General features: G+C 46.3%; 14 protein-coding genes. 2 read left to right on the top strand and 12 right to left on the bottom strand.

The genetic code is table 11. The features are described 5' to 3' along the window. Nucleotides 1-16: 16 nt before the first annotated feature. Nucleotides 17-826 (top strand): bifunctional DNA-formamidopyrimidine glycosylase/DNA-(apurinic or apyrimidinic site) lyase, encoded by an 810-nt coding sequence (mutM, locus tag D8682_RS15215; protein WP_064541815.1) that lies wholly within the window; start codon nt 17-19, stop codon nt 824-826. Between the two features lie 4 nt (nt 827-830). Here the strand turns inward: mutM and coaD are convergent, their stop codons facing one another. From coaD to rfaQ, 7 genes are all read right to left on the bottom strand, one after another. Then, entirely contained in the window at nt 831-1325 is a 495-nt protein-coding gene (coaD, locus tag D8682_RS15210) for a pantetheine-phosphate adenylyltransferase (RefSeq protein WP_064541812.1), read from the bottom strand. Continuing rightward, a complete protein-coding gene (locus tag D8682_RS15205; RefSeq protein WP_121814625.1) occupies nt 1322-2098 on the bottom strand; it encodes a glycosyltransferase family 2 protein in 777 nt (258 codons plus the stop codon). Before D8682_RS15205 ends, coaD begins: the two co-directional genes overlap by 4 nt. After that, nucleotides 2098-3372, bottom strand: a complete 1275-nt coding sequence (gene waaA / locus D8682_RS15200; protein WP_064541806.1) for a lipid IV(A) 3-deoxy-D-manno-octulosonic acid transferase — start codon at nt 3370-3372, stop codon at nt 2098-2100. The genes D8682_RS15205 and waaA overlap by 1 nt, the downstream gene beginning before the upstream one ends. A 168-nt stretch (nt 3373-3540) precedes the next feature. Next, a complete protein-coding gene (locus tag D8682_RS15195) occupies nt 3541-4542 on the bottom strand; it encodes a glycosyltransferase (protein ID WP_121814624.1) in 1002 nt (333 codons plus the stop codon). Nucleotides 4543-4562: 20 nt separating this feature from the next. Next, nucleotides 4563-5663, bottom strand: coding sequence for a glycosyltransferase (locus D8682_RS15190; RefSeq protein ID WP_064541799.1), 1101 nt, complete (start codon nt 5661-5663; stop codon nt 4563-4565). A gap of 3 nt (nt 5664-5666) precedes the next feature. After that, complete coding sequence (locus D8682_RS15185; protein ID WP_121814623.1) at nt 5667-6794, bottom strand: glycosyltransferase family 4 protein; 1128 nt, start codon at nt 6792-6794, stop codon at nt 5667-5669. Beyond that, nucleotides 6791-7867, bottom strand: coding sequence for a putative lipopolysaccharide heptosyltransferase III (gene rfaQ / locus D8682_RS15180; protein ID WP_370090682.1), 1077 nt, complete (start codon nt 7865-7867; stop codon nt 6791-6793). Before rfaQ ends, D8682_RS15185 begins: the two co-directional genes overlap by 4 nt. A gap of 157 nt (nt 7868-8024) precedes the next feature. Between rfaQ and D8682_RS15175 the strand changes: the two genes are divergently transcribed. Beyond that, entirely contained in the window at nt 8025-8987 is a 963-nt protein-coding gene (locus D8682_RS15175; protein ID WP_121814621.1) for a polysaccharide deacetylase family protein, read from the top strand. A 14-nt stretch (nt 8988-9001) separates the two neighbouring features. On the opposite strand, the gene D8682_RS15170 is transcribed toward D8682_RS15175, so the two are convergent. Genes D8682_RS15170 through rfaF form a run of 5 tightly spaced genes read right to left on the bottom strand, consistent with a single transcriptional unit; the run spans nt 9002 to nt 14276 of the window. Then, complete coding sequence (locus D8682_RS15170) at nt 9002-10216, bottom strand: O-antigen ligase (protein WP_121814620.1); 1215 nt, start codon at nt 10214-10216, stop codon at nt 9002-9004. Next, entirely contained in the window at nt 10204-11127 is a 924-nt protein-coding gene (locus tag D8682_RS15165) for a glycosyltransferase family 2 protein (RefSeq protein ID WP_121814619.1), read from the bottom strand. The genes D8682_RS15170 and D8682_RS15165 overlap by 13 nt, the downstream gene beginning before the upstream one ends. A gap of 21 nt (nt 11128-11148) precedes the next feature. After that, a complete protein-coding gene (locus D8682_RS15160; RefSeq protein WP_121814618.1) occupies nt 11149-12243 on the bottom strand; it encodes a glycosyltransferase family 9 protein in 1095 nt (364 codons plus the stop codon). A 6-nt stretch (nt 12244-12249) separates the two neighbouring features. Next, on the bottom strand, nt 12250-13227 hold the full coding sequence (gene rfaC / locus D8682_RS15155; RefSeq protein ID WP_121814617.1) for a lipopolysaccharide heptosyltransferase RfaC: 978 nt from the start codon (nt 13225-13227) through the stop codon (nt 12250-12252). Next, complete coding sequence (rfaF, locus tag D8682_RS15150) at nt 13227-14276, bottom strand: ADP-heptose--LPS heptosyltransferase RfaF (protein ID WP_121814616.1); 1050 nt, start codon at nt 14274-14276, stop codon at nt 13227-13229. Before rfaF ends, rfaC begins: the two co-directional genes overlap by 1 nt. Nucleotides 14277-14290: the final 14 nt, after the last annotated feature.

Here is a 14290-nt window from a genome sequence, read left to right as displayed (position 1 = left end):
TGAGTCTGGAGGAGAGATGCCTGAATTGCCGGAAGTAGAAACCAGTCGCCGTGGTATTGAACCACATCTGGTCGGGGAAACTATTCTTCACGCCGTGGTGCGTAACGGTCGCTTGCGTTGGCCTGTCTCCGATGAAATCCATGCTCTAAGCGACAAACCTGTTTTAAGCGTGCAACGCCGCGCTAAGTATCTGCTGCTCGAACTCCCTGATGGCTGGATTATTATCCATCTTGGTATGTCAGGTAGCCTGCGTATCCTTCCTGAAGATTATCCTGCCCAAAAGCATGACCATGTCGACCTGGTGATGAGCAACGGTAAAGTGTTGCGTTATACCGATCCGCGCCGTTTTGGTGCCTGGTTATGGGCTAAAGAGTTGGAGGGCAGCAATGTGCTGGCTCATCTGGGGCCGGAACCATTGAGCGACGCATTTTCGGCAGACTATTTGCGTGAAAAATCTGCGAAAAAGAAACTCGCGATTAAACCCTGGCTGATGGATAACAAGCTGGTGGTGGGCGTGGGTAATATTTATGCCAGTGAATCGCTGTTTGCTGCGGGCATCCATCCGGATCGTACTGCGCAGTCGTTATCACAAACTGAGTGTGAATTACTGGTCAAAACCATTAAAGCGGTACTACTGCGTTCTATTGAACAAGGTGGGACGACGCTAAAAGATTTCCTGCAATCGGATGGTAAACCGGGGTATTTCGCTCAGGAGTTACAAGTTTATGGGCGTGCAGGAGAACCGTGTCGGGTATGTGGAGCGCCTATTCTCATCAGCAAGCATGGGCAACGCAGCACGTTTTATTGCCGCCATTGCCAGCACTAGCTCTTTATTCAGCTGTCTCCTGCTTGAGTCTTTCCAGTAACGCTTTGCATACCGGCTCAGGCAGGAAGTGCGCAACATCGCCATGATGACGCGCAACTTCTTTAACTAGCGATGAAGAGACAAAAGACCACTCTTTTGATGGCATCAGGAACACGCTTTCTAGCTCTGGCATTAAGTGGCGGTTCATATGAGCCAGCTGCATCTCATACTCAAAATCTGCCGCCGTGCGTAGCCCTCTGACTAAAACGTTAGCTTGTTGAGTTTTAGCAAAATTCGCCATCAAATCACTAAAACCGACAACCTCAACATTAGGCAAATGTGCAGTAACACCTTTCGCGAGCTGGACTCTTTCTTCCAGCGTGAACAAGGTCTTCTTGTGCGGGCTATTCGCAATCGCCAGTATCAGGGTATCAAACATCATCGCAGCACGCGTCACGATGTCCAGATGACCGTTGGTAATGGGATCAAACGTGCCAGGATAAATCGCTCGGGTGGTCATAGAGTTTTGTTTTCCGTATAGCCTTGATTCAGCGCCCAGAGTTCAGCGTATTTGTTAAACGTGTACTGTGCGTTGACGACAGCAAGTAGCCAACCTTGTTTCCCATCAAGAAAACCAGCTCGTAGCAACAGCGTTTTACAGAATGCCCCAAATGTGTGACCGAAAATACCGGCAATCGAGACTCGCTTGCCACGTTGATGACGCTCCTGCGCCCAGGCGGTCGCATAATTTAACTGTTTACGCTGGAAGCTGGCGAAATCACGGCAGGTAAGATGGAGCAAATCCCCTTTGAGTGGGATAACTTTCGCCCCTGGAGCTTCGAGAGACTCATGAACCTGATTATCATTATAACGGTAGAGCGCTCGAGCGTAGAGGCGGGTTACGCGGTCCGGATACCAACCGCTGTGGCGCATAAAACGCCCAAGGAACAGATTGCGGCGCGCGATACTGTAAACAGCATCTGTCTGCGGATTTTCTAAAACCGCTTTTAGCGTACTGGCCAGTTCTGGCGTGACACGCTCATCGGTATCGATCATCAAAACATAATCGTGGCTGGCGTAGCTCTGTGCGAGCTGGCGTTGTTTGCCAAAGCCTTGCCACTCTTCATTAATGAAAACTTTCGCACCAGTCTGAAGAGCTATCTCGACAGTAGAATCGGTACTGCCTGAATCCAGCAAAACAATTTCATCAGCCCAGGCAACGGAAGCCAGACATTCTGGCAATACGTCCGCTGCATTTTTAGCGATCATCACCACAGACAAGCGATTGGGCATTAATGGCTCCGTTGCGGCAGGTACGGTTGCAGTAATTGTAGCAAGCGTTGCAATGCGCCCTGATTCTGATGAAGGACTTCCACGGCATGGCGACCGTAATAAAGGCGATAGTCTTCGTCGGTTAGCAGGGTGGTGATTTCGTTAACTAGTGAAGCCGCGTCCGTAACGGTAATCAGCCCGTCGGCACTCTGCAATTTGGCGCAAATATCTTTGAAATTGAAGGTATGTGGGCCCATCAGTACCGGAATCGCATGAGCGGAAGGCTCTAGCGGGTTATGGCCTCCTCGTTCAACAAGGCTGCCGCCCACAAAGGCCAGATCGGCAATTCCGTACAGCATCATCAACTCGCCCATAGTATCGCCAATCACCACTTGGGTGCTGTTGGACGGTTTTTCACCACTGCTGCGCATGATGTAGCTGAAACCAGCCTTCTGAGCCATATCACGCGCATCTTTGAAGCGTTCCGGGTGGCGCGGGACAAGAATTAACAGTAAATCAGGGAATTTGGCCAGTAACTGGCGGTGTGCATCCAGAATAATACTTTCTTCGCCATCATGGGTGCTGGTGGCAATCCACACTTTACGATGTGGAGCCCATTGGCGGCGTAGCGTAATTGCGCGTGCGGCAAGTTCTGGAGTCACTGAAATATCAAATTTCAGGCTACCGGTAACGGTTAATTGAGAGCGTTTCAGACCAAGCTCGATGAAACGACCACCATCTTCTTCATTCTGTGCGGCGATCAGGGTGATTTTGCTCATCAGGCGGCGCGTGAAATTACCCAGCTTTTTATACCCTTTTGCCGAGCGGGCAGAAAGACGGGCATTGGCAATGACCAAAGGGATTTTGCGTTGGTGTAATTCGTTGATCATGTTTGGCCACAACTCGGTTTCCATCACGATAACCAGTTTGGGACGCACGGTATTGAAAAAGCGCTTCATGGCGCAAGGGAGATCGTAAGGCAAATAAACATGATGCACATTTTGCCCAAAAGCCGACAGCGCACGTTCCGAACCTGTTGGAGTCATGGTGGTGACGGTAATCGGAATCGTCGGGTAACGATGGCGCAGGGCGCGAACTAACGGAATTGCCGCCAGGGTTTCACCTACGGAAACTGAATGCAGAAGAATACCATCGGGCTCCACTTTTCCACGGCAATAGCCGTAGCGTTCCGCCCAGCGTTTGCGATACGCGGGAGCTTTACGGCTACGGAGTAACAGTCGCAGCCACACAAAAGGCTGAATAAGATAGAACAGAGCGGTATACAACGATTCCAAGCGAATTTTCCGTATTTTCATTATCGGCGGGCAAATTCTAAGCATTCGGGAAGCTTAAAGCTATTGTTTTGGTAACTTCACGAAGGCATTGCTTAGTATTCAGATGGGTTAGTGCTTGAGGGACAGAAGTCGCGGGCGGCATGCATCCACCCGCTTAGAGGCAGTACCTCAGCCCGGAACTCGGGTCGCTTTCTTCAATTTTAGATAACGACGACCCAGACGCCAGCGCAGGCGGAATCCACGGGCATTTTTCCAAATCAGACGCCAGATACCGCGATCAAAAAATTCCTGAATGATCATCTTCTTCTTGTGCGGATCTTTCATGTTATTGAAAGTGTGCAATATCCCCAGACCTTCTTTCGCGATTTGCCAGTTACAGGCTGGAATATTCTTTACCGCTTCCGGATAACGCTGGTTAATGGCATCTAACATTTCCAGTATTTTCATATAATGACGTGCTGAGCGGATCAGGGTGTCATCCGTGTCTGGTTTATGGGATACCGAGGCCGAATGGATGTAGTAATCGTAGTATTGAGCGTCAGTGTACTGAACGCGCTGCGTGGCGAGTAACACCTCCGTTGTCCACGGAATATCCTGGTGACGTAAGCCGGGTTCGAAGGTAAAGCCATGTTCGCGAATAAAATCGTGGCGATAAAGGTTTAGCCAGGTCACGTGCAGAAACTTACGCGAATCGAGCGCACGTTTAAGCCACTGGGGACCACTCAGTACGTCGGTAGACTGAAGCTTGTCTTGCGGAAAAATTGGCCGTGAAGGTTTTTTGTTGTTTTCGTAAACGTAATTACCATTGCACGTCACTACATCAAGGTCATTTTTTAACGCTAAATCAAGAAGGTGCTGGTACATGCCGGGCTTGAAGTCATCATCAATGTCCGGGAAGGAGAGGTACTGACCTGTGGCTACAGCAAGCCCGGTATTACGCGCAATCGAAACGCCCTGATTTTCCTGTTCGATTATTTTCATACCAGGAAACTTGCTGCGCCAGGCGTTAATAATCGCCATGGAGCCATCGGTTGAACCATCGTTAACCATAATGACTTCCATGCTGTCGATGTTCTGAGCTTCAAGACAGGCAAAGAATTTAGCTAAAAAAAGCTCGCCGTTATAAACAGCAGCAACAACGCTAAGGAGTGGACGTAGGCTCTGTGGCATAAAATTACCCGAAAATATTGTTATCTTTCTTCTGTCGCCAGAGACAAATACTGCTGGCAGATGGCACCAATGCTATATGACTCAATCGTTGCGATATCAATAACCGGTGGGGTGTTGTAAATATCCAGCATAGTGTCAGCAAGTTCCTGAGCGCTCATGCCGGAAAGACCGCGAGACAGTTCTCCGGTCAAAATTTCCGCAGGCCCGCCAGGGCAATTTGTACTGACGGCTGGTGTCTGGCAAATTAGTGCTTCGACCAGAACGTTGCCAAATCCTTCACAATCTGAGCTAAGCAGCAGCATACGTGCATTGGCAATCCATGGATAAGGGTTTGGTGCGAATGATTTTATAATCACACGCTCGGCAACACCAGCGGCTGTGGCCATCGCTTTTAACTCGGCAATACGCTCATTGCTGCCGTTACCCATCAGAACCAACGGAGCTTGAATTCCACTGAGAGCATAAGCGCTGATCAGCCGGTCATGGCGTTTATGTTCATGGAAGCGACCCACATGGATTAAATAATCCTGCCCGGCCATTTCACACGACTCTTTTGCTTTTAAATGTATTCCGTCGATATCGAATGGGTTATGAATGACGGTGCCCCCGGACAGCGTAATATCGAAATTTGTCGTAATATCGTGCAAAACTGCCTGAGAAACAGCGACGACATTACTATTCTGATAAACGCTTTGAATTTTCTTACGTTTTATCCAGCGTGAGAAACCCTGACGATGCTGAAGATATGAATAAGAATACATGCCGTGGACACAGTACCAGAGCTTCTCACGCGCAATGGATTTAGTGTGGGCAACAATGCGATCGGTTTTATGCAGGTGAGATAAAACGAGGTCGAAATTCCCTTTTTTCTGCGCTTGTTCTACTGCGCTATCCAGCAGAGCGGCACGGCGGGACAATTCCGTCAGCTTACGCCACGGTTTTTTACAAGTATCCAGAATCACTTGATAATCAACGTCTTCCGGAATCTCATAATCACAGACGCGACGCAGTGAGAAAACGGAAACCTGATGACCCATTGCGACCAAACCTTTCGATAAGGTAAGCACGGTTTTTTCAGCACCGCCGCCAGGTAAACCATCAATAATCATTAGGATACGCATCGTCTAATCCAGTATATTTTGATACAGCGAAATAAGTTGCTGTGAAAGTTTTTCCGGTGTCGCATCCCTGACTCGCTCGCGAGCATATTCCCCCATTTTCTCATCCACAAAGCGTGAAGATATTGCCATTACCGCTTCTGAAAGTTGTGGGATATTGAGTGCATCACAAACGTATCCGTTTTGTCCGATTGTTATAAACTCAGCCCCACCACAGGTAGCCGAGGTAATAACCGGTAAACCACATGCCATTGCTTCAAGAATCACATTTGGAAATGGATCATATAGTGTTGGCAGTAATAGTCCATCAGCTACCTGATAGAAAGGCAGCGTATTTTTCTGCATTCCCATAAAGCGTATGCGATTCAGGCACCCCAGAGATTGTGCCAGTTCTCGATAACTTTTCTCGACTTTATCTTGCCCAACGATCACAAGATAGCGGTCGGTATTAGCAATGGCCTTAATTGCACTGGCTAACCCTTTACGCTCGAATCCGGAACCGACAAAGACCAATGTTACTGCGCTTTGCGGGATAGATAATTCATCTCGTAGTTTCGTGCGTAGCTCATCATTTGCCGGAACGAAGCGGGAAGAGTCAATAGCATTATAGATGACATGTATCTTATTAGCAGGTATAGAGAAATCTTCGATGATCTCTCTTTTAACCATTTCGGCATTGCAGATGACGGCTTTTAGTTCGGGAGCCTGATACATCGCCTTCTCAGCCTGCATCACATAACGATGGTATCTATCGAGAAATAGCCACTTTCCGCGCCAGCCGGGTAAAATTCTTGCACGCTGCATCAGCCAACGGCGGTGAACACCATCACCTGCGCGATAAATATCGCAACCCGCTATACGTTCATGACTTTGAACAATATCGAAATTCTCCCGTTGCCATAGCGTTCTTGCCGCATCGGCAAAACCTTTTTCACGGCTGATTCGACCTAGTTTCATCGGATCGCAAATATGAATATGCCAGTTATCCTGGCGCTCACCCTGCCATTGCCGAGTGATAACGTTGAGTTCCATATCGTGGGCGCTTAACGCCTCAAGTGCGCGTGAAACGAAACGTTCAGCGCCTCCATCCGGGCGGTATTTTTGGCGGACAATAGCCAGACGGCAGCGCTTCATAAGAACTGTTTCCTTGCAGCGGCGACAACAATATCGACCGGGATGGCATCGAGATAACGTTCTTTCGTGTTGGTATCAATTTTGTCAGGGTCTGGCAAATCACCATAGTTTCCTGCCCAAATGACTTCACCGACGACGTCCCACGGGCTCCAGAATGTTAGTTTTGAAGGGCCAAATAGCGCGATACATGGCGTTTTCAATGCGGCAGCCATATGCATCGGTACTGAATCCACACCGATAAACAGTTGGGCGTGGTCGATCAGTGCCGCTAATTGGCGCAGAGTTAGCTCACCCGCCAGGGAATGGATTCGCTCTGATGGGCATAACGCACGGATTTTTTCAATCATCGCTTTTTCGTTTTTATCCGGCCCGGAGGTCAATACCAGGGAATGCCCATCTTTTTGCAAAGCAGTGATGGTTTCAGCCATTTTGCCCTCATCCCAGCATTTGAAAAACCAGCGGGAGGTGGGCTGCACCACAATATAGGAACCTTCAACCCCATTGCTTTGCAGCTTACTTTGCACGGATTGCCAGTCGCCAGGCTGATAGCTCATTGTAACATCCCTGACTGGAGCAATATTCAACGGGGCAATAATGGAGAGGTTTTGCTCTACAGTGTGCAGGGTACGATGACCTGACACTGAAGCAAGTTGAGTATGGCAATGTTGCCAGATCCAGCCGCGGCGCTTATTGAAATCAAAACCGATACGCGAAGGAGCACCAGTGAAGCGAGTGACCACGGCGCTACGCCACTGATCGGCCAGATTGATAACCAGACTATATTTTTGCTCGCGCAATGTTTTAAGTAATTGCCACTCTTTGCATAAATGCTGGCGGGTACCGAGTTTGCGCCATTTACGGTCAATTCCATAAATACGATGAATGAATGGATGTGCCGCCAGCATGTCTCTCGTTTCTTCATAGAGCAGAACATCGATTTTTGCGTGTGGCCAGGCTTGATGTAATGCATTGATCACCGGAGTGGTGAGCAACATGTCACCATGATGGCGCAACTTTATCAGTAAAATACGGGTAGGTGGCATGGCTGCAAGAGCATTCAAAGCGTTACTCATTATCATCTTTAGAAGATTAACCAAAGGGTGATTCTAATAGACCTTGAGTGTGGTTGCTACATTTGTGCTCAGGAGTTAGAAATTTGATCGTATGCGGTTTGCCCTTATCTGGCAGGCTGCGTAACATGATGTGAACATCTTTATTTCAGAGACGGAAATGACCAAACCTGCATTCATTATCACCATTGATACCGAAGGCGATAATCTCTGGCAAAACCATCGACAAATCAAAACTGAGAATGCTCGGTTCTTACCTCGTTTTCAGTCTTTATGTGAAAAATATGGTTTTAAGCCGGTTTGGCTTACGAACTATGAGATGGCTGTAGATCCGGTTTTTATCGAGTTTGCCAAAGATGTTATTGCTCGTGGTCAGGGCGAAGTTGGCATGCACTTACACGCATGGAATAGCCCACCCGATCACGATTTAACGGGCGATGACTGGCGCTGGCAGCCCTATCTCATTGAGTACAGTGATGAGATCATGCGGGAGAAAGTGGTTTATATGACCACGTTGCTGGAAGAAACATTTGGCACAAAAATGATTAGTCATCGTGCCGGACGTTGGTCATTTGATAGTCGCTATGCCAAATTACTGGTGGAGTTGGGCTATAAGGTGGATTGCTCTGTGACGCCGAGAGTTAACTGGCGAAATGCGAAGGGGGCTCCTACTGGTAATGGCGGAACGGATTATCAACATTTCCCGACCCAGGCTTATTTTATGGATCTGGAAAATATTGACCAGTCTGGTAACTCCGCATTACTCGAAGTCCCGATGAGTATTCAATATAAGCATAGCAATCTGATGAATAGCTTTAAGCAAGGCTATGACCAGATGCGCGGGAAATATCGTAGTCCTTCAGTAAATTGGTTGCGCCCATCAGGTGGCAATGCTGCACAAATGATAGCTGTTGCAGAAAAAACCTTATCCCAAGGCAACGATTACGTAGAGTTTATGCTTCATTCATCAGAATTTATGCCCGGCGGTAGTCCAACTTTCAAAGATGAGGCTGATATTGAAAGGCTATATCAGGATCTGAATACGTTATTTTCCTGGCTCGCAGAGCGAACCAAAGGAATGACTTTGGCTGAGTATTATGAAGTTAAAAAAGCCGGGGTTTAGACCGGCTTTTCATATTATTCTGCTATTTGTTTCGGTGGGGTTTTAACAGAACACACTGCAATTAGCGCGATGTAAAACAAAATGGCTTCTGAACTCAAAAGTAATACATCACTCAAGCCGTATGTGATCAAACCATTCATTGTGAATAACAATGGAGTGTTACGTTCCCTTAAAGCGATCCAGCAAATGCTCACGTAGAACCATAACAAAGACAGCCCGCCAAATATGCCTTGCAAAGACAATGTTTCAATCATTTCATCATGTAGATGAACGTTGATAAATTCCATTGTCGTTCTGTATTGCGGATTTTCTGAAGTAAATTCATCTGAATAATTTAATCGAGACTGCATGGTTTGCCCAAATGGGGCATTACCAAAGTTTTTAATACCGACAGTCCACATTGAGAATCGAGAACCTAAAGAAGTGTTATCTCGCCCTTCCTGATACAGTGTGACTTCATTATAAGTTTGTTCAATTTTAGGGTGGATATAGTTCTTATATAGTGAAAGGACCGCAAGCATCGCGATGATCAAAACTACCAAAGTTGATTTGATATGAATCTTCTTGAAATAGTAAACCGTCATCAGTGCGATAATCAATAAATGAAGAATGATGGCTGCACGTGTACCTGTTAAAATTATTACCACAAAGGATAACAGGATAGCTAAAGCTGCAATGACATAGCACACGGGTTTCTTCTGAAGATACAGAAAATAAATACAGACCATACTCAGTGTCGAGTAAATGTAAGCAGAAATGGTGGCACGGTTAACGGCCATCTCTACTCGTCCCATTCCGTGGTAGAACTGCCAGAAGGCATAACAAGTTGCTGATAAGAATGCAAAACCTATTATTGCAAGCATCACGTTTTTACATTTTATCGCCCGAATGTAGTAACTGCACTGGGTGATATAAAAAACTAATATTCCACCCAAGAGTAATTTTTTCCCCGCACCAAGTTGATCGCTATAGGTATTGTAGCCAGTTGCATCGCGACCAAGCCATAAGAACCATATTAACTTCACCACGCCAAGTAATATTATAGGATACGCAATGTTAAATTTTCTGAAGGTTATATTTTTGCGCTCAATGACTAGGCCAATAACACCTAAATATACCGCGATATAATAGAAGTCTCTTTGCCTGGCATTACTCAGCAGTGCAAAAGCGAGCGAAAGAACAGCAAAAACAAAAACAGTAATGTATAGTCGAGATCTTAATTTTTCCATAATGTACTCAAAGCTTTTCTCTTATAGCTTAACCGAACATGGCGATTAATAAAAAAACCTAATGAATGAGACATCATCACATGTTCTTTAACGAGGCGTTGATGTTCATTATCTGTAAGTAAATCATAATATTTAAGATAGATATCGAGCCAATGACATAATATAAGTGGACGGAATTTTTGCGGTAAATCAATTTCCATTTTAACAGTGCAGAGGAGTAGGTTTTTTATTTTATCCTGATCCAGTGTGGTAGATAAACTATCTTTTCTTTTTATATAGTAATAATGGCTATCAAACTGAAAGTATATATTATCCGCACTTGTTAACATTCTAGGGAAAATGTAGAAATCCTCATAGCAAGTCATCGGAGGGATTTTGTTATTAAGATATATATCACGTTTAATAAATTGGCCGATCAAATGTGCTTGTAGATCTTTGTGAATAAGGAAGCGTGTAATAGCGGTATCTTGAGATATTTTCTCAGGATTAAGACCTGACCACTGATGGTCTATTCTACTTACGTCACGAATTTCATGTAATTTTGTCAGGAACATATCAGGTTGGACATCACACAAAAAGTTAACGATAGGCAATAAACTGTCAGCTTTTAAGATGTCATCACTATCGAGCATAGTGATGTATTTCCCAGATGATAAAGAAATACCATGCTGGCGGACTTTACCGACATTTTGATAATTGACCCTGGAAATGATGACTTGCGGATATTGGATAGAGAAAAGAGCAATTTTTTCTGCTGTTGAGTCTTCTGACGCATCATCAATGATAATTATTTCAGATAACTCTAATGCAGAACCCAGCGCATCGACAAGACTCTGAAAAGTGACATCGATAGTTTTTTCACAATTATGTGCAGCAATGATAATACTTAGAAAAACTTTGCTATCAGTCATTAGTAAGCTCATATCAAATAATTATGCACTGTGAGACGTTTTTTTTACAATTAACTGAGTATTAATGAATGTATGTATTTTTTTAAGATTATCCTCAGTTAATGCAAACATCTCTTCTCTTGTACGGTCGAAATAATAAGGTGCTTCGAAGATGTATGATTTTTCATACACTTTGCTGCCAATCAGTAACACATCCCCCAGAGGACGTTGCTCCGCAATACAGCATGGCCCATAAATAAGAACAATCGGGACTCCTACTGCATCGGCTATGTAAACATTTCCCGAGTCTGACGCGATATAGAAATCCATTTTACTGATAGCGAAAGGGACATCTTCTAAAGGAAGGTCGCCAACCAGGCTAACAATATCCTCACGCATCCCGACTTCACGATATAGATCATCTAACCAGACTTGTTCGCTTTGAGGGCCAAAAACATAATAAATACAATTTAGCCCCTGTAATGCATCAAAAATTTTCTTCCAGACTTCTGAAGGGATAGTTTTTGATTTGTTTCCTGCAGAAATGCTCAGACCTATTTTGATCACGTTTTGTTTATCAAGTGATGCAGGGTAGGTCTGCGGTTTTCTTAATGGCAAAGTCGCATGCTTCGGAGAGTCTCGCCAGGTCAGGTTACGATCCGCAAGTTTAAGGTAATCATCTACGGTTAATTGGTCTTTGCGATGTTCTACAACGCCATTTGCCGTCAGATAAAACAACGCATGATACCAACGGCGGGTATAGGTAGATAAAAACTGCTTATTGGCGGCATTACAGACTGAAGCGAAGAAAAGATTAGTGCTGTTAGGTTGTAGCAAGTAGATATTTTCATATCGATTTAACAACTTAACAGCGAGGCGAAATTTGCGCCACAGACTCTTTTTATGCTCTTCGATCAGAAAAATAGTATTAATAGTTTCATCATATTTGGCCAACGGAAGAACAGTTTTGCTGATTAAAACATCGCTATGTTTCAGATGGGCGAGTACAGGGGTGACATTGACGAAGTCACCTATTTTTGCCGTTTGAATCAGCAAGTTTCGGCCTGTTTTGTTATAAAACAGTTTCCCGAACAACTTGAACGGGAGAAAGAGTATGAAGAGGAATAGATAGCTCATTAATGGTTATTCTGCTGCTATGTGGCTAATTTTCTGGAGTGCGATAAACGTATCTGCAGCGGTAATGTTAGCCATGTTTTTGTCTGCGCCTCGTATTTCGTTCTGATTTTCACCGTAACCACCAATCAAACCCGGATCGGTAGGGCCATACAACGTTATGTTCGGCCGATTTAGTGCTGCAGTCAGGTGGCTAAGTCCTGTATCAACTGAAACAACAGCTCTGGCTCCGGCAAGTTGTTTGGCTACTTGCTCAAGCGATAAGCGCGGCAACACCTCAACATTATCAAATCCGTCAGCTAAACGGATTGCTCGTTTGTGCTCGTGCTCCGCACCCCACGGGAGTTTAATACGTAAGCCCTTTTTGTGCATTAATTGAATAAGATTTCGCCAGTGTGATTCCGGCCAGTGCTTTTCATCGCGAGTCGTTGCGTGAAGGAAAATGAAATACTCCCCCACATCGGAGGAGGCTGTCGCCTGAAAGTGCTTCGCGATGGCGTAATCGCCCTGAGCAGTTGGTTTCTGGTAACCCAGACTTTTGGCGAACAACTCACGTGTGCGTTCAACCGCATGTTGTTGCTTCGCGATGGCGTGACGACGATGGTAGAACAAGCTGGCCAGCGGTTCACGGGCGCTGTTCCAGTCCATGCCGTGTTTTTCCCCTCTGGCTTTTCTGGTAACCAGAGCGGCACTCTTTATCAGCCCCTGAGCATCAATGACAGCGTCGTAGTTTTCAGTTCGCAGTGCCTGGTAGAACGCTGCTCGCTCAGCTTTTACTGGGGCCGAAAACCAGCTTTTACGCCAGCGACGAATTGCGACTGGGAGAACTTTATCGACAGCAGGGTGCCAGCCCGGGATTTGTGCGAAACCTTCTTCTACAACCCAGTCGAAGCGGATGCCGGGAATGGCCTGCATGGCATCCGTAAGTGCAGGCAACGTATGCAGGACATCACCCATTGATGATGTTTTGACGATCAATACCCGCATTACGTTTCCTTCTCCGCCAGTAACAGTGCGGTTAGCTCATCCATCACGCGCTCGGGCGTAATATCAATCAAGCTCTGATGATAGCCTTCTGCGGCGTCGCCTTTACGGACTTTGTGATAGCCACTAATAAGACGAATAACTCGCGCTTTATGCGACAACGGTGGAGTAAAGTCGGGGCTACTTGGGCCATATAATGCCACAAGCGGGCGATTGAGCGCGGCTGCAACGTGCATCAGACCTGAATCATTGGACACCACAGCCTGACAAGCCGCAATTAAAATAACGGCTTGCTCAAGCGCCGTGTCACCCGCCAGATTGCGGCAATGAGCCTGCTGCTGTGTGGCTAACGCGGCGGCGATATCATTTCCGGCTTCTTTATCTTTTGCTGAACCAAACAACACAACCTGATAACCGTCATCAATGAGTTTGGCTGCCAGGGTTGCGTAGTGATAGTGCGGCCAGCGTTTAGCTGGGCCAAATTCGGCGCCAGGGCAAAAGCCGATAATCGGCCGAAGTGCATCGAGATTAAAGGCCTGACAAGTCTGCATTTTTTCCCCATCGTTAACCTGTAGTTGAGGCCACAGTAACGGTTGGGGAAGATCTTTCGCGGACTGCATTTTGCCTTTGTCATAAGCCAGCGCAATGTAGCGCTCGACCATTAATGGCCAGGCTTGTTTGTCCAAAACGCGGGCGTCGTTGAGTAGCCCATAGCGCATTTCCCCACGCCAGCCCGTGCGGTGTGGGATGTTGGCAAAGAATGGAACAAGTGCTGACTTAAATGAATTTGGCAGCACATACGCCTGATCGTAACGTTTAGCACGCAGGGAGTGCCCAAGACGACGACGTTCTCCAATTTCCAAAGCACCATGCCCCAATGGCATTGATAGTGCTTCGTTAATTTCCGGCATACGTGATAGTAATGGACGGCACCATGCCGGTGCCATCACATCAATGATTGCCTGGGGATAGCGCGCTTTGAGCGTGCGATAGAGACTTTGCGACATCATCATGTCGCCCACCCATGACGGGCCAATCACCAGTATTTTCATGCGTCAGGCTACCT

The organism is Buttiauxella sp. 3AFRM03, from assembly GCF_003675305.1.
In the GTDB taxonomy this organism is placed as follows: Bacteria; Pseudomonadota; Gammaproteobacteria; order Enterobacterales; family Enterobacteriaceae; genus Buttiauxella; species Buttiauxella ferragutiae.
This window is presented reverse-complemented; position numbering and strand designations above follow the sequence as displayed.

Bases quoted from the DNA above. Each gene is read 5' to 3' on its own strand.
- D8682_RS15185 (WP_121814623.1), bottom strand. From the start codon at position 6,794: ATGAAGCGCTGCCGTCTGGCTATTGTCCGCCAAAAATACCGCCCGGAT.
- D8682_RS15190 (WP_064541799.1), bottom strand. From the start codon at position 5,663: ATGCGTATCCTAATGATTATTGATGGTTTACCTGGCGGCGGTGCTGAA.
- D8682_RS15165 (WP_121814619.1), bottom strand. From the start codon at position 11,127: ATGACTGATAGCAAAGTTTTTCTAAGTATTATCATTGCTGCACATAAT.
- rfaC (WP_121814617.1), bottom strand. From the start codon at position 13,227: ATGCGGGTATTGATCGTCAAAACATCATCAATGGGTGATGTCCTGCAT.
- D8682_RS15175 (WP_121814621.1), top strand. From the start codon at position 8,025: ATGACCAAACCTGCATTCATTATCACCATTGATACCGAAGGCGATAAT.
- D8682_RS15160 (WP_121814618.1), bottom strand. From the start codon at position 12,243: ATGAGCTATCTATTCCTCTTCATACTCTTTCTCCCGTTCAAGTTGTTC.
- rfaF (WP_121814616.1), bottom strand. From the start codon at position 14,276: ATGAAAATACTGGTGATTGGCCCGTCATGGGTGGGCGACATGATGATG.
- rfaQ (WP_370090682.1), bottom strand. From the start codon at position 7,867: ATGAGTAACGCTTTGAATGCTCTTGCAGCCATGCCACCTACCCGTATT.
- D8682_RS15170 (WP_121814620.1), bottom strand. From the start codon at position 10,216: ATGGAAAAATTAAGATCTCGACTATACATTACTGTTTTTGTTTTTGCT.
- D8682_RS15205 (WP_121814625.1), bottom strand. From the start codon at position 2,098: ATGCCCAATCGCTTGTCTGTGGTGATGATCGCTAAAAATGCAGCGGAC.
- mutM (WP_064541815.1), top strand. From the start codon at position 17: ATGCCTGAATTGCCGGAAGTAGAAACCAGTCGCCGTGGTATTGAACCA.
- coaD (WP_064541812.1), bottom strand. From the start codon at position 1,325: ATGACCACCCGAGCGATTTATCCTGGCACGTTTGATCCCATTACCAAC.
- D8682_RS15195 (WP_121814624.1), bottom strand. From the start codon at position 4,542: ATGCCACAGAGCCTACGTCCACTCCTTAGCGTTGTTGCTGCTGTTTAT.